Annotated in this window: 15 protein-coding genes; 2 read left to right on the top strand and 13 right to left on the bottom strand. The window is 70.8% G+C overall.

The features are described 5' to 3' along the window. Positions 1–20: 20 nt before the first annotated feature. The 9 genes from VF330_RS11575 to VF330_RS11535 form a co-directional block, all read right to left on the bottom strand. A complete protein-coding gene (locus tag VF330_RS11575) occupies positions 21–464 on the bottom strand; it encodes a helix-turn-helix domain-containing protein (protein ID WP_330851544.1) in 444 nt (147 codons plus the stop codon). Beyond that, complete coding sequence (locus VF330_RS11570) at positions 461–1,372, bottom strand: LLM class F420-dependent oxidoreductase (protein ID WP_330851543.1); 912 nt, start codon at positions 1,370–1,372, stop codon at positions 461–463. The genes VF330_RS11575 and VF330_RS11570 overlap by 4 nt, the downstream gene beginning before the upstream one ends. Continuing rightward, positions 1,369–2,454, bottom strand: a complete 1,086-nt coding sequence (locus VF330_RS11565; RefSeq protein WP_330851542.1) for an acyl-CoA dehydrogenase family protein — start codon at positions 2,452–2,454, stop codon at positions 1,369–1,371. The genes VF330_RS11570 and VF330_RS11565 overlap by 4 nt, the downstream gene beginning before the upstream one ends. Positions 2,455–2,569: 115 nt before the next feature. Then, complete coding sequence (locus VF330_RS11560; protein WP_330851541.1) at positions 2,570–4,054, bottom strand: alpha/beta hydrolase; 1,485 nt, start codon at positions 4,052–4,054, stop codon at positions 2,570–2,572. A gap of 81 nt (positions 4,055–4,135) precedes the next feature. Then, complete coding sequence (locus tag VF330_RS11555) at positions 4,136–4,885, bottom strand: glucose 1-dehydrogenase (RefSeq protein WP_330851540.1); 750 nt, start codon at positions 4,883–4,885, stop codon at positions 4,136–4,138. Beyond that, entirely contained in the window at positions 4,886–6,391 is a 1,506-nt protein-coding gene (locus VF330_RS11550; protein WP_330851539.1) for an aldehyde dehydrogenase family protein, read from the bottom strand. 22 nt (positions 6,392–6,413) lie between these two features. Then, positions 6,414–7,262 (bottom strand): SDR family NAD(P)-dependent oxidoreductase, encoded by an 849-nt coding sequence (locus tag VF330_RS11545; protein WP_330851538.1) that lies wholly within the window; start codon positions 7,260–7,262, stop codon positions 6,414–6,416. Between the two features lie 22 nt (positions 7,263–7,284). Beyond that, entirely contained in the window at positions 7,285–8,370 is a 1,086-nt protein-coding gene (locus VF330_RS11540; protein ID WP_330851537.1) for a Zn-dependent alcohol dehydrogenase, read from the bottom strand. A 78-nt stretch (positions 8,371–8,448) separates the two neighbouring features. Continuing rightward, on the bottom strand, positions 8,449–8,640 hold the full coding sequence (locus VF330_RS11535; protein ID WP_330851536.1) for a ferredoxin: 192 nt from the start codon (positions 8,638–8,640) through the stop codon (positions 8,449–8,451). Positions 8,641–8,685: 45 nt separating this feature from the next. Between VF330_RS11535 and VF330_RS11530 the strand changes: the two genes are divergently transcribed. After that, positions 8,686–9,846 (top strand): acyl-CoA dehydrogenase family protein, encoded by a 1,161-nt coding sequence (locus VF330_RS11530; protein WP_330851535.1) that lies wholly within the window; start codon positions 8,686–8,688, stop codon positions 9,844–9,846. A gap of 13 nt (positions 9,847–9,859) precedes the next feature. Further along, positions 9,860–10,774: an acyl-CoA dehydrogenase gene (locus VF330_RS11525; protein ID WP_330851534.1), complete on the top strand. Its 915-nt coding sequence runs from the start codon at positions 9,860–9,862 to the stop codon at positions 10,772–10,774. On the opposite strand, the gene VF330_RS11520 is transcribed toward VF330_RS11525, so the two are convergent. The 4 genes from VF330_RS11520 to VF330_RS11505 are packed head-to-tail and all read right to left on the bottom strand — an operon-like array spanning position 10,775 to position 15,426. Then, a complete protein-coding gene (locus tag VF330_RS11520) occupies positions 10,775–11,725 on the bottom strand; it encodes a hypothetical protein (protein ID WP_330851533.1) in 951 nt (316 codons plus the stop codon). 29 nt (positions 11,726–11,754) lie between these two features. After that, positions 11,755–12,723 carry a hypothetical protein gene (locus VF330_RS11515; protein ID WP_330851532.1) on the bottom strand — a complete coding sequence of 323 codons (969 nt, stop codon included), beginning with the start codon at positions 12,721–12,723 and terminating at the stop codon, positions 11,755–11,757. A gap of 47 nt (positions 12,724–12,770) precedes the next feature. Beyond that, the gene (locus VF330_RS11510) at positions 12,771–13,859 is read right to left on the bottom strand and encodes a nitronate monooxygenase family protein (protein WP_330851531.1); all 1,089 of its coding nucleotides are present in this window, start codon (positions 13,857–13,859) and stop codon (positions 12,771–12,773) included. Further along, positions 13,840–15,426, bottom strand: a complete 1,587-nt coding sequence (locus VF330_RS11505) for an acyl-CoA synthetase (protein WP_330851530.1) — start codon at positions 15,424–15,426, stop codon at positions 13,840–13,842. The genes VF330_RS11510 and VF330_RS11505 overlap by 20 nt, the downstream gene beginning before the upstream one ends. Between the last annotated feature and the right edge of the window lie 54 nt (positions 15,427–15,480).

Genomic DNA, 15,480 nt, shown 5'->3' with positions numbered 1-15,480 from the left:
TCCTCTGGCGGTGACCGGGATCAGCCGGGATGGGCGGTCACGTTGTACGCGGTGATCTCCTCGCCGCAGCACCGGCAGGCGAGGAACGCGTCGGCGGGTTTACCGCACGCGTTGTGCTCCAGCACGATCGGCGGCCCGTCGGGGTCGGGGACGTGCGCGTCACCCCACTTCATCAGGATCACGATGGCGGGGAACAGCTCCAGCCCGGTCTGCGTGAGCCGGTACTCCTCGCGGTCCTCCGCGTACGGGACGCGCTGGAGCAGCCCGGCGTCGACGAGGGACCTGAGCCGGGCCGACAGGGTCGGGCGCGGGATGGACAGGTTGCGGACGAACTGCCCGTACCTGCGGACGCCGAAGAACGCCTCGCGCAGGATGAGCAGCGTCCACCTCTCCCCCACCAGGTCGAGCGCCCGGCCGACGGACTCGCCGCGGAACCGGCGGCCGTGGGCGTCGGAGTCGATCATCGGCGGTCCTCCGCGAGCAGTGGGGCCAGCGCGGTCAGCAGGCGTCGTCCCGCCGGGTCCTCGGCAGTCGCGGGCACGAGGCCGACGTGGCTCGCACCGGCGTCGAGGTACTCGTCGACTCGGCGGGTGATGTCCTGGGCCGAACCGATCGCGCCGACGGCCTCCACGAGGTCCACCGGGATGTGCTCGGCCAGCTCGGAACGCGGCCGGCCGTCCCGGGCCTGGCCGACGAGGTCGCCGTGGCCGAGGGCGGTGAACATCTCGCCGTAGCCCGGCGGGGCGAGGTAGACGGAGAGCTGGTTGCGGAGCTGGCGCAGGGTGTCCGGGCCGGGGTCGAGCGCGGCGGGGATCCAGACGGCGAGCGCGTCGGCCTCGGCCTGCGCCACGTGGGCGGCGCTGACCAGGTTGAGCACCACCTCGTCGCCCACCTCGGTCGCGACCCGGGTCATCGCCGGCCCGAACGCCGCGACCGAGATCGACGCGTCCGGAACCGGGTGCTGCAACCGGAACCCGGCCACGCGCTCACCGTTCAGCAGGGCGCGCGTGTCCCGCACGGTCTCCCGCGTCAGCCGTACCGGCGCCCACTCCCGCCCGTGCCACTCGGTCACGATCCGCGGACTCGACGCCCCCAGCGCGAGATCGGCCCGCCGCCCGGTGGTGGCGACCACTGTGGACAGTCCGAGCGCCAGGGCCACCGGGCTCCGCACGCCGACCGCCAGCGGCCCGATCTTCAACGCGATGCCCGACGTCCGCAGACCGACGGCGGTGGCCAGGGCGAACGCGTCGAACGTCGCCATCTCCCCGATCCACACCGTTCCGAACCCGGCTTCGTCGGCCGCCACGGCGATGTCGACCGCCTCCAGCGGCGGCCGGTCGAGCCAGAACGGCGTCACGACACCGATGCTCACAGCTGCTCCGTCTGCGCGGGAACGCCGAGCAGCACCTTGCCCGGGACCTCGTACGACGCCGCGTTGATCTGGAAGTGCGCCGAAGCGGTGTGGGCGTCGCGGAAACGCCGCTGGAGCGCGGCGCCGTCGTAGATCGCGCCGCCGCCGGCCATGTCGTACAGCTCGGAGACGACCGACCGTGCGGTGCGCGCCGCGTGCGTCGCCGCCAGCCGCAACGACGTCTTCGCCTGCAACGACACCGGTTCGTCGCCCTGTGCCGCTGCCCAGGCCTCCGCCACGGCTTCGTAGTAGAAGGCCCGCGCCGCCCTCAAGGACGCGGTCGCCTCGGCCACGGCCGCCTGCGTCGAGGACCGTTCGGCCAGGGTGCGCCGGGAACCCGTCGGCGTGCGCTCGCCCGCCAGGGTCGTGAAGTCGTCGAGGGCGCCGAACGCGTTGCCCAGTGCCGCCGCTGCCACCGACAGGGCGAAGAACCCGAACACCGGGAACCGGTAGAGGGCACCGCCATGCAGCGGTCCGTCCATGACCGACAGCACCCGCGAGGCCGGCACGAACACCTCGCGCGCCACCGCGTCGTGGCTGCCGGTACCGCGCAGCCCCGTGGTGTGCCAGGTGTCGAGCACCTCCAGCGACGCGCGGGGCAGTGCCGCCACCTTCATCGCGCCGGAGAGCACGAACCCGGCGAACAACCAGTCGGCGTGCTGGATCCCCGAGCAGAACGACCACTGTCCCGACACCACGACGCCGCCGTCGGCCTCGGCGCCCCGGCCGCGCGGCGCCCACACCCCCGACGCCACCGAGCGGGGATCGCCGAAGACCTCCTCGGCGCCCTCGGCGGGCAGGTAGGCGGCGAGCAGGCTGCTGGTGGTGGCGATCGACACGCACCACCCGGCGGACGCGTCGCCGCGGGCGAGCGACTCGGCGGCTGCCAGCGTCGGACCGGGAGCCTGCTCCGGTCCGCCGAGCGAGGCGGGGACGCCCAGCCGGAACAGGCCCTCGGAGCGGATCGCCTCCAGCAGTTCGGGAGCGAGCGCACCCGCGGACTCCGTCTTCGGGGCGACCTCGCGCGCCAGATCGGCCAGCACGGCTTCCTCCTGGTTCAGATTTCTTACCGGTTCAGAATTCTTACCGCACCTGCCACCGGCACGACAAGAGGGGCCCCACCCGCCGGAACGGGTGAGGCCCCTCGGAACGAACAGATCAGGCGAACGGCGACCTGTCGATGCCGCACGTCTTCTGCGTGGGCAGGACACCGGTGAAGAGGTACTCCCGCTTCACCTTCTCCGCGCACGCGCTGCGCACGTACATCGACGTGTGCCCGTAGCCCTCCACCGTCAGGAACCCGGTCCGGGACAGCTCCGCGGCGCCGTCGCGAGCACCGTGCAGGGGCGTCGACGGGTCGTACCTGCTGTTGACGAACAGGATCGGCGCCGACGTCCGGCGGTTCCACGGACCCGTGTAGCGGTCGTCGTCACGGCCCTGCCAGAACGCGCAGGCCATCATGTCGAACACCACGGCACGGCCCCAGTACGGGACGCGCTGGTCCTCGCTCGCCCCGTACCGCGTGTACACGGCCGGGTCGCGCGGGAAGTCGCTGTCCGAGCACTGGACCGCGTTGAACGCCTCGAACCGGTTGGAGGTGTAGTCGGCCGCGGCGGTCGTCAGCGAGGCCGGTGCCTCCCAGACCCCCTGCAGGATCCGGGCGGTGTCCTGCCACGTCTCGGGTTGCGCGAGCGCGTCCCAGACGGTGCTGACCAGCGTGACGCGGTCGAACCGGCCGTCCGGCGTGGTGACCGGCGAGGCCGTCACCCGTGCGACCAGGTCCGCCCACTTCTGCTTCAGGTCGCCACCGGCGAACGCGCAGTTCGCGCCGGGAGCCGCGCAGAGCTTCAGGAACTGGTCGAACGTCTCGGCCACGCCACGCGGCACGTCCTGGCGGGTGTCCAGCGGCACGGTCGTGCCCTGGTCGCCGTGCCCGGTCGCGTTGCCGACGAAGTCGAGCGAGCCGTCGAACGCGAGCGCGCGCACCTTGTCCGGGAACAGGTTCGCGTAGATCGCGCCGAGGTGCGTGCCGTACGAGATGCCGTGGTAGGTCAGCAACTTGTCACCCACCGCCTTGCGCAGCAGGTCCAGGTCCCGTGCCGTGTTCGCGGACGAGACGTGGTCGAGCAGGTCACCGGACCTGGCCTCGCACCGGCTGACGAACTCGCGGTAGCTGTCGTAGAACGCCGGCTCCTGCGCCGCCGTCTCCGGGTAGACCGGGATGGAGTTCAGGAAGGCCTGCTGTTCCTCGACGCTGTCGAAGCAGCGCACCGTCGCCGACCGCCCGATGCCGCGCTGGTCCCACGACACGACGTCGAACCGGGCCCGCAGCTCCGGCGAGAACAGCCACTCCCACCTGCCGCGCGCCCGCAGCCGGTCGACGCCGGACGCGCCGGGCCCGCCGAAGTTGACGAACAGCGACCCGATCCGCTTCGCCGGGTCGGTCGCGGGCAGCCTGATCAGCGAGAGGTCGATCTTCGTGCCGCCCGGCCGGTCGTAGTCGAGCGGGACCTTCGCGGTCGAGCACTGGAACCCGTCCTGGCAGTCCTGCCACGACAGGGACGGCGTCTGCGCCTCCTCGGCGGCGGTGGCGACCGGTGCCAGACCGAGCACCAGCGCAGCCGTGATCAACAGAGATTTCATACAACTCCCCAGATGTCCTGAACCTCTCGATCATGCAGACGCTCTGGGGAGCGCGGGGGTTGTCTCGTATCGGAGCCCGAATCAACCACTCAGGGCGTGCGTCGCCGTCGCTCCTCCGTCGACCGCGAACTCGCCGCCCGTGCAGTAGGCGCTGTCGTCGCTGGCCAGGAACAGCACGACGTTCGCGACGTCCTCCGGCCGGCCGATGCGTCGCAACGCGAGCTTCTTGCCGATCGGCGACACGTCGATCGGCCGTCCGAGCGCCTCGCTCACCATCGGGGTGTCGATCGCGCCGGGGTGCACCGAGTTGACGCGGATGCCGTGCTGGCCCAGTTCCATCGCGGCGACCTTGGTCATGCCGCGGATCGCGAACTTCGACGCCGTGTACGCGACCAGGTAGGGCATTCCGCCCATGCCCTCGACGGACGAGACGTTGACGATCGAGCCGCCGCCGGCCTGCTTCATCGACGGCACGACCGCGCGCATGCCGAGGAACGTGCCGACCTGGTTGATGCCGACCACCCGCTGGTAGTCGGCGAGCGTCGTCTCGGCCAGCGCGGAGAAGTGCAGGACCCCGGCGTTGTTCACGAGGACCGTGATGTCGCCCAGCGTCTCCACGGTGTGGGCGACCGCGTCCGCCCAGCCGTCCTCCGACGACACGTCCAGGTGGAAGAACTCGGCGCCCAGCTCGGCCGCGAGCTCCTTGCCCTGCTCGTCGAGGACGTCGGTGATCATCACCCGCGCGCCCTCGGCGACGAACCGGCGCGCCGCGGCCGCGCCCTGACCCCGTGCGGCCCCGGTGACCAGGGCGACCTTCCCGTCGAGCCGCATCTACATCATCTCGTCGGTGAGCGGCATCATCACGGTCTTGAGCTCGGTGTAGGCCTCGTAGGCGCTCTGCCCGCCCTCCCGGCCCAGGCCCGACTGCTTGTAGCCGCCGAACGGGACGTGCGGTTCGAGCTGGAAGCCGTTGATGCCGACCATGCCGACCCGCAACGACTTCGAGACGCGGAACGCGCGGCGGACGTCGTTGGTGTAGACACCGGCGCCCAGTCCGTACTCGGTGTCGTTGCCGAGCCGGATCGCCTCTTCCTCGCTGTCGAACGGGACGACGGTGAGCACCGGTCCGAAGATCTCCTCGCGGGCGATCGTCATGTCGTTGCTGGCGTCGGCGAAGATGGTCGGCGCGACGAAGTTGCCGGCCGCGAGGTCGCCGTCGAGCCGGGTGCCGCCGGTGACGAGCCGGGCGCCGTCCTCCTGGCCGCGTTCGATGTAGCCGAGGACGCGGTCGAGCTGCCGGGAGTTGATCAGCGGGCTGGCGAGCACGCCGGGGTCGAACGGGTCGCCGAACGTGACGGCGCCCGCGAGCATCTGGGCGGTGGCGACGAACTCGTCCTGCACCTCCCGCGCGACCAGCGCCCGCGTGTGCGCGACGCAGGCCTGTCCGGACAGGCCCATCGTCACCATGCCCATGCAGGTCATCGCGGCCAGGCCGACGTTCGGGGCGTCCGCGAACACGATGGCGGGCGACTTCCCGCCCAGCTCCAGCGAGACGCGCTTCATCGTCCCGGCGGAGGCCTCGACGATCCGGCGGCCGACGCCGCGGCTGCCGGTGAAGCTGATCTTGTCGACCAGCGGGTGCGTGATCAGCGCCTCGCCGGTGGGGTTGCCGGGACCGGTGACGAGGTTGACGACGCCCTCGGGCAGGCCCGCCTCGATCAGCAGCTCGACCATGCGGATCACGCAGAAGCTCGCGAACTCCGACGGCTTGAGCACGACCGTGCAGCCCGCGGCCAGTGCGGGGGCGATCTTCTGGGCGAAGAGCACGAACGGCGCGTTCCACGGCAGGATCGCCGCGACGACGCCGACCGGTTCGCGGAACGTCATCGCCAGGTGGTCGCCGCCCTGGTACGGCGGCAGCGTCTGGCCGCCGACCTTGTCGATCCAGCCGGCGTGGTGGTCGAAGATGTCGGCCGCGATGTTCACCGAGGTCGCGTAGATCTGCCCGAACGACAGCGGAACGCCGTTGTCCAGCGCCTGCAGGCCCTTCAGCTCGTCGGCGTGCTCGCGCAGCAGGTCGCCGTACCGGCGCAGGACCTTGATGCGTTCGCCCGCCCCGGCGCGTGGCCACGTGCCCTCGTCGAACGCCTTGCGGGCGGCGCGGACGGCGGCGTCGACGTCCTTCTCGGACGCGACGGCGAAGCTGCCGATCTCCTCCCCCGTCGCGGGGTGGTGGTGCGTCCACGTCTCGTCGGTCTCGCGGAACTCGCCCCCGATGAGGAGCCGGCCGTCCTTCAGGCCCAGCGTCTCGCGGTGCGGTTGGACGGTGAGCGTCACAGCTCCTCCTACAGGGCCTTGATCAAAGACTCATCGTGTCCGTACAGGCGAACGTCCTCTGTGGATCGCGTGCGGCGAAGTAGCCGTCGAGATCCGCGAAGGCGTCGAACTTCTGCTCGACGGTGGGCGGGGCCATCAGCGCGACCATGCCGCCGTGCACGACGAAGACCTGTCCGTTGACCTTCTCGCCGGACGGTCCCGCCAGGTGTGCGACGAACTTCGCGACGTGCTCGGGCGCCAGCGAGTCGTCGCCTTCCGGCGCGTCGCCGAACACGTGCGCGGTCATCTGCGTGCGGGCACGCGGGCAGATCGCGTTGGCGCGCACGCCGTACCGGCTGGTGCCCCTCGCCGTCGCGACCGTCAGCGCGGCGATGCCCGCCTTGGCCGCCGCGTAGTTGGCCTGGCCCTCGGAGCCGAGCAGGAAGGCCTCCGACGCGGTGTTGACGATCCGCGCGTAGACCGGTTCGCCCGCCGCCTTCGACTGCCGCTTCCACAGCGCGACCGCGTTGCGCGACAGCAGGAAGTGGCCGCGCAGGTGGACCTTGACGACCAGGTCCCACTCGTCGTCGGTCATGTTGAACAACATCCGGTCGCGCAGCACCCCGGCGTTGTTCACCACCACGTGCAGGCCGCCGAACTGCTCGACGGCCGCGGTGACGAGGGCGTCGGCGGTGCTCCGCTCCCCCACGTCCCCCTCGACCACGACGCACTTCGCGCCCAGCTCCTCGACCTCGGCCACGACGGCGTCGGCCGAGCCCGGCAGGTCGTTGAGGACCAGACCCGCCCCGGCGCGGGCCAGTGCGAGCGCCTCCGCGCGGCCGAGCCCGGCACCCGCGCCGGTGACGACGGCGACCTTCCCCGAAAGGTCCACAGCAGACTCCTGGAGCAACTCGTCAGTCGAACAGGATGACCTGGCGGATCAGCGATCCGCCGCCGCGCAACGCCTGCAGGCCCTCGTTCACGTCCTCCAGCTTGATCCGCTTGCTGATCATGCCCTCGAGGTCGAGCCGGCCCTGCCGCCACAGCGCGATCATCCGCGGCACGTCGCGGCGGAAGTTCGCCGTCCCGTAGAACGACCCGTGCAACGTCTTGTCGTGCAGGAACAGCTCCTGGGCGCTGAACGACACCATCGCGTCCGCCCGTCCCGCGCCGACGACGACCGTGTGGCCGCCGCGCCGGGTGAGGTCCCACGCCTGGCGGATCGTCGCCGGGATGCCGACCACGTCGAACACGTAGTCGAAGCCCATGCCGGAGTTGAGCTGGTTGTTCAGGTCGGCGATGCCGTCGGGCGCCGTCGCGTGCGTCGCGCCGAACCGTTGCGCCACCTCGTGCTTCTCGGCGACCGGGTCGACCGCGACGATCCTCGCCGCCGCGGCCAGCCGCGCGCCCTGGATCACCGCGACACCGACACCGCCGCAGCCGATCACCGCGACGCTGGAGCCGGGTTCGACCTTCGCGGTGTTGAGCACCGCTCCGACGCCGGTCAGGATGCCGCACGACAGCAGCGCGGCGACGTCCCACGGCACGTCGTCGTCGATCTTCATGGCGGCATCCGCCGGCACGACCATCTCCTCGGCGAACGCGCCCAGGCCGGCGTAGCCGAAGGCGGGGTTGCCGCCCACGACGAAGCGCGGTGACGTGAACGCCGAAAGCGTGTGCACCAGACAGAGATGCGCCTGTCCCGTAACGCATTGCGCGCACTTGCCGCACGGCGGCACGAACGTGATCGCCACGTGGTCGCCGACCGCGAGCTGCGTCACGGCACTGCCGGTCTCGACGACCTCACCGGCGCCCTCGTGGCCGATCACACCCGGCGCCAGGGCGGGCAGCGTTCCGTCCATTGCGGACAGGTCGCTGTGGCACACCCCGCACGCCTTGATCCTGATGCGGACTTCCTGGGGCCCCGGAGCGGTGGTGGTCACGTCGTCGCGGAGCTCGAGCTTGTCGTCGCCCACCTGGTTCAGCACGGCAGCCTTCACCGGTATCACTCCTCGCTGAGCTCACGGCTGAGGTACCCGTCGCACACTAGAATCTGTTCCTGTTCATGACAAGGCCCATCAGCGTGAGAGCCGCAGCGCGCCCATCGGGCAGGCCGCGACGGCGCGTTCGGCCGGACCTTCCTCCGCCGGAGCCAGCTCACCGTCCCGGATCTGCAAAACCTCGTCGTCGTCGAGATCGAACACCTCCGGCAGGATTGCCATGCACTCCCCGTGCGCCTCGCACAGCGCGGGGTCGACGCCGACCTTCATCGCAGCCTCCTGACACGAAGTAGAACTTGTTCTAGAGTAGCTGCCATGCGCATCGGTTTCACGCCCGAAGAGGAGCAGCTGCGCCGGGAGCTGCGGGCGTACTTCGCCGCGCTCATGACGCCCGAACGGCGTGCCGCGCTCGCCGGGGGCGGCGACTACGGCGACGCCGAGACGTACAAGGACACCGTCCGCCGGATGGGGCTGGACGGCTGGCTCACGATCGGCTGGCCGGAGGAGTACGGCGGCCGGAACCGGCCGATGCTCGAACAGCTGGTCTTCCTCGACGAGGCCTCCGCGGCGGGCGCGCCCGTGCCGTTCCTGACGCTGAACTCGATCGGGCCGACGATCATGGCCTACGGGACGCCCGAGCAGAAGGCGTTCTATCTGCCGAAGATCGCGTCCGGGGAGATCCACTTCGCCATCGGCTACTCCGAACCGGAGGCCGGCACCGACCTCGCCGGGCTGCGCACGCGGGCCGTGCGCGACGGCGGCGAGTACGTCATCAACGGGCAGAAGATGTGGACCAGCCTCATCCAGTACGCCGACTACGTCTGGCTGGCCTGCCGCACCGACCAGGAGTCGCAGCGGCACAGGGGGTTGAGCATCGTCGTGGTGCCGACCACCGCCCCGGGCTTCTCCTGGACACCGGTGCCGACCATGTCCGGCCCGACCACCAGCGCGACCTTCTACGACGACGTGCGCGTGCCGGTGGGCAACCTCATCGGCGAGGAGCACCAGGGCTGGAAGCTCATCACCAACCAGCTCAACCACGAACGCGTCGCCCTCTGCTCGGCCGCGCCGTTGCAGACCGCGCTGCGCGAGGTCCGCCAGTGGGCCGGGGAGACCGGCGCCCTGGACCACGAGTGGGTGCGCCTGCACCTGGCCCGCGTGCACGCCAAGACCGAGTTCCTCAAGCTCGTCAACTGGCGGATCGCCTCCGGCTCCGACGAGGCCCCCTCCCCCGCCGAGGCGTCCGCCACCAAGGTGTTCGGCACCGAGTTCGCCACCGAGGGCTACCGCCTGCTGATGGAGGTGCTGGGAGCCAACGGGATCGTGCGCGCCGGCTCTCCGGGAGCGCTGCTGCACGGCCGGGTCGAACGCATGCACCGCTCGTCGCTGATCCTCACGTTCGGCGGCGGCACGAACGAGATCCAGCGCGACATCATCGCCAGGGCGGGCCTGGGACTGCCCGCCGCACCTCGCTGAGCCGGGAGACGTCATGGACTTCACGCTGACCGAGGCCCAGCGCGAGCTGGCGGCGCTGACCCGCAAGATCCTCGACTCGTCCGACACGCCGTGGGCCGACCTGGTCAAGTCCGGCGTCGTGCCGGAGTCGCCGGACGAGTTCGGCGTCCTCGAACAGTGCGCGGTGCTGGTCGAGCTGGGCCGCGCCGTCGCGCCCGTGCCCTACCTGCCCGCGACGGTCGCGTCCTGCGCGCTGGCCTCGTTCGGCACCGCCGACCAGCGCTCCCGTTGGCTGACACCGGGAACCGTGCTGTCCGTGGCGCTCACCGAGTCCGGCGGCGTGAAGACGACCGTCCCGTTCGCCACGACGGCGGCCGCTTTCCTGGTGGCGCACGACGCGCAGGTGTTCCTGGCCGACGCCGCGGACCTCACGGTCGTTCCCCAGGAGCTGGTCGACGGCACGGACGCGGGCTCGTTCGAGTTCGCGGTGTCCGGCGAGGTGGTTCCGGGTCTGACGCCGGAGTGGCTGATCACGCGGTACACGCTCGGGTTGTGCGCGCTCCAGCTCGGCGTGACCGAACGCGCGTTGGAGCTGACGGCCGAGTACGCCCGCACCCGCGTGCAGTTCGACCGGCCGATCGGCAGCTTCCAGGCCGTGGCGCAACGACTCGCCGATGCGTACATCGACGTCGCGGCGATCCGCCTGACGTTGTGGCAGGCGGCCTGGCGCCTCTCGGAAGGACTTCCGGCGGACGCCGAGGTGGCGACGGCGAAGTTCTGGGCCGCCGACGCCGGACACCGCGTGGCGCACACCGCCGTGCACGTCCACGGCGGCACCGGCATCGACATGAGCCACGACGTGCACCGCTACTTCACGGCGGCCAAGCGCCACGAGTTCGAGCTGGGCGGGGCGACCGCCCAGCTCCTGAGGCTCAGCACGGCACTCTGATCAGCCGCACCAGAACCAGCGGGCCGGTTGCCAGCGGCCGTCGGCGTTCCGGTGAGTACCGATCAGGGCGCCCTCGTCGCTGATGTCGCCGTAGAACTCCGGGTCCGGCTGATGGGCGGAGTCGACGGCGTACCGGATGCCCCACTGCCACAGCGACGGGGTGCCGTCGGCGGAGCCGAACACCACGTGACCGCTGGACGTCCTGCCGAACGGCTTCGTGCCCCCTTCCCAAGTGGCGACGTGCCGGCCGTCGAGGTCGTACTCCACCAGCCCGGTCGCGGCGGGGTACAGGACCCGGTCGTTGTCGAAGACGATCGGCTCGCGCCCGCCGGGCAGCTCGGTCACGCGCTCCACCGTCAGGCCGACCACGGCCGCCGCACTCCGGGTCAGCTGCACGGACCGGAAGTCGTCGCTGATCCCGACGGCCCGGTAGCCGACGAAGCCCGACACCGGACCGTCGACCGGCCACACGATGGTCTGGCGTTCGTTCGGCAGGTCCTTGTGCCACACGTCGCCGATCACGTCACCGCGTTCGTTGATGCCTTTCGCCGCGGTGCTGTGGTCATTCGGCGTGTAGAGCCTCTCGTAGACGCCGTCGCGGTAGCGGAAGGCCACGGAACGCCCCTCGCTCCACAGTTCCTGGGTGCCCACCACGACGCCGCTGTTGTTCACGTCCGTCGGGTGGACCGGGATCACCGACGGACCCGGCTCCGTCATCGGGACCGGGGAACCGTTGTCCCACAGCAGCCCGTACGCGGCGATCCGCGAGCCGATCTCGGTCTCCCCGACGATGAACCGGTTGTTCTCGCTGCTGCCGGTCGTCCTGGCGTACCGCGCCCCGTCCGGCAGCGGCAGGTCGTGCGCGATCCACCGGCACGGGTCCGCCGCGGCCTGGGGCACCGCGACTCCCGACATCAGCAGCACCACGCCGAGGAGTGCGCCCGACTTCACCGTTCCCCCGATTCGTGGCGACACCCGCATCAGCCGCACCAGAACCAGCGCGCCGGGTGCGAACCACCCCGCGCGTCGTGGTAGACGCCGATCAGGGCGCCCCCGTCGGTGACGTCGCCGTAGTAGTTCTCGCTGACCACGGGCTGCTTCGCGGAGTCGAGGGAGTAGTGGATGCCCCACTGCCACAGCGTCGCGACGCGGTTGATGGCGCCGAACACGACGTTGCCGCTGGACGTCCTGCCCCACGACCAGGTGCCGCTGTCCCAGGTGGCCACGAGCTCACCGGTGAGGGCGCGCTCCTCGATGCCGGCGGCGGTGGCGTAGAACAGCCGGTCGTTGTCGAGGACCATCGGGCGCCGGGCGCCCGGGAGCTCGACCTGCTGCCCGGTCGCGAGGTCGTTCACGAACCCCGAGGTCTGGCTCAGGTGCGCGTACTTGCCGCCGTCGCTGATCCCGACCGCGATGTAGGACGAGAGCGACGTCGTGGAGCCGGTGCGCGGCCACACGACGACGTCGCGGACCTCCGGGTCGTCCTCGTGCCACACCTCGCCGACGACGTCACCGAGGTTGTTGATGCCCTCCGCGCGCGAGCTGTACCCGGCGGGCGTCGGCAGGAGCTCGAAAGAGCCGCCGCGCCAGCGGAAGGCGAGCGAACGCTGCTGCCCGTAGAACACCTGACGGCCGACGACGACGCCGTCGTTGTTCACGTCCTTCGGGCGCACCCCGATCGAGGACGAGCCGGCGGAGGGCAGGCGGGTCAGCACGCCGTCGTCCCACAGCAGGCCGCTCTGCCCGACGTCGCTGCCGACCTCGGCCTCGCCGACGATGAACCGGTTGTTCTCGCTGCTGCCGCTGGTCCTGGCCCACTCCGAGTTCGCGGGCAGCGGCAGGTCGTGCGCGATCCAGCGGCACGGTTCGGCCGCGGCGGCCTGCGGTCCGGCCGCCGTGGAGGCGAGCACCAGCCCGCCGATGAGCACGCCGAACACACGTCTTCGCATCGTGTTGCCCCCAAGAGATGGTCCCCAAGTCGGCAACACGATACGTCCTAACGGTCCAGTTTCGTCAACCTTTCCACCGTCTGCCCGTACTCCCGCACGAGGTCCGCCATCACGTCGGCCACGGGCCGCACCTCGTTCATCCGCCCGACCACCTGGCCGACGGGCATGGACACCACCGACGGGTCGTCGGACCGGGCGATCCGCAGGTGGGCCTCGCTGACGAGCAGGTTCTGCAACGGCATCGGCAACGGCTCCGGTGCACCGGGTTCCGCCCACGCCTGGGTCCACCGCGTCTTCAGCAACCGCGCGGGCTTGCCGGTGTAGATGCGGGTGCGGACGGTGTCGCTGGAGCTCGCCGCCAGCAGGGCCTTCTGGGTCAACGGGCTCTGCGTGTACTCGGCGGTGGTCAGCCAGTACGAGCCCATCCACACCCCGGACGCGCCCAGCGCCATCGCCGCGGCGGCCTGCCGGCCCGAGCCGATCCCGCCCGCCGCGAGCACCGGCACGTCGACCGAGTCGACGACCTCCGGCACCAGCACCATGGTCGCGACCTCACCGGTGTGCCCGCCGGCCTCGTAGCCCTGCGCCACCACGATGTCGACGCCGTTGGCCACGTGCCGGCGGGCGTGTTCGCCCTTGCCCGCCAGCGCGGCCACGGGAACGCCGGCGGCGTGCACGCGTTCGATGACGTCGGTGGGCGGCGAGCCCAGCGCGTTGGCGATCAGCCGGATCGGGTGTTCCAGCGCCACGTCGACGTGCGAGCGCGCCACGGAGTGCAGCCACCCCAGCACGCCTTCTCCTCCCTCGCCGTCGGGCAGCGGCGGCACGCCGAGCTTCAGCAGCGTCTGCTGCACGAAGTCCCTGTGCGACTGCGGGATCAGTGAGGAGAGGTCGACCTGGGAGCCCTCCTCGGGAATGGTGGCGGGCATGACGATGTCGACGCCGTAGGGCTTGCCGTCGCAGTTGTCGTCCATCCACGTCAACGCGCGGTCGAGGTCCTCGGCGTCGTTGAAGCGGACGCACCCGAGCACGCCGAGGCCGCCGGCTCTGCTGATCGCCGCCGCCACGTGCTCGGACGGCGTGAAGCCGAAGACCGGGTGCTCGATGCCGAGCTCGTCACACAGGCTGGTGCGCATGGTCCTCCACGTGGCGCTGCGCCCACTGGTAGTCGGGTTTGCCGCTCGGGGTGCGGCCGATCTCGTCGACGAGCCACAGCGACCGCGGCACCTTGTAGCCCGCGAGGGTCCCGCGGACGTGGGCGTCCAGTTCGGACAGTGTCGGCGTGGCGCCGTCGCGCGGCTGGACGAGCGCGCCGACGCGTTGGCCGAGCAGGTCGTCCTGAACGCCGATCACGAGCGCGTCGAACACGTCCGGGTGCGACTTCAGCGCCGACTCGACCTCTTCGGGGAACACCTTCTCGCCGCCGGTGTTGACGCACGCGCTGCCGCGGCCCAGCAACGTGATGTCGCCGTCCTCCTCGAACCTGGCGTAGTCGCCGGGCACGGTGAACCGCCTGCCGTCGACCTCGACGAACATCCGCGCGGTCTTCTCGGGGTCCTTGTAGTAGCCGAGCGGGATGTGCCCGCCGCGCGCGAGCTTGCCGACGACACCGGGCACGGGGTCGAGCTTGTTGCCGTCCTCGTCGATGACGATGGTGTCGTCGTTGAGCTTCACCTTGGTGCCGTCGGTCTTCACGATCTCCTTCGGCACCGCGCCGATGCCGGTGGACCCGGTCTCGCTCGACCCGATCGACTCCAGCAACGTCGTGTGCGGCAGGAGCTCCTGGAACTTCCTCTTCACCGGGAACGAGAACAGCGCGGCGCTGCTGTTGAGGATGAACAGCGACGACGCGTCGTAGTCGCCGCGTTCGAACTCCTCGATCAGCGGCCGGCCCATCGCGTCCCCGGTGATCGCGGTGACCTGGACCTTCTCCCGCTGGATGACGCGCCAGACCTCGGCGGGGTCGAACTTCGGCACCAGCACGACGGTGCTGCCGCTGAACAACGCGCCGAGCACGGCCCACTGCGCGGCGCCGTGGATCAACGGCGGCAGGCACAACCGCACCATCCCGTAGTCCTTGCCGGACCTGGCCTGCTGCCACTCGTCGGTGAGGCGCTCGCCGGTCACGAAGTCGATGCCGCCGCCGAGCGTGCGCCACACGTCCTCGTGCCGCCACATCACGCCCTTGGGCATGCCGGTCGTGCCGCCGGTGAAGAGGATGTAGAGGTCGTCGGGGCTGCGCAGCCCGAAGTCGCGCTCCCCGGACTCCTCGCTCAGCGCGGTCTCGTAGTCCGCGCCCTCGAACGGCTCCTCCGTCTCGTCGTCGATGACGACGGCGTGGCCGGGCACGCCCACCTCCGCGACCAGCGGCGAGTACCGGCGTTCGTGCACCAGCGCCTGGAGGTCCGCTTCCCCGAACAGGTATTGCAACTCGTTCTTGGTGTAGCGGTAGTTCACGTTGATGGCCACGGCGCGCAGCTTGTACACCGCGAGCATGGCCTCGACCAGCTCGATGGAGTTGCGCGCGTAGAGCCCGACGTGCGCACCCGGTGTCACGCCGTTCTTTGCCAGGTGGTGAGCCAGTTTGTTGGCCCGCGACTCCAGTTCGGCATAGGTGGTCCGCTTGGACCCGCACACGAGCGCGGTCCGGTCGGGCACGGTGTCGGCGGCGTGTTCAACGAGGTCTGCGACGTTGAGGGCCATGGTACGCAAAGTAGAACGTGTTACTGTTCTCGACAATCCCCCGTGCGGTCAGAC

The organism is Lentzea sp., from assembly GCF_036380075.1.
GTDB lineage: Bacteria > Actinomycetota > Actinomycetes > Mycobacteriales > Pseudonocardiaceae > Lentzea.
The sequence above is the reverse complement of the archived record's forward strand: the minus strand, read 5'-3'. Positions and strand labels throughout refer to the sequence as shown.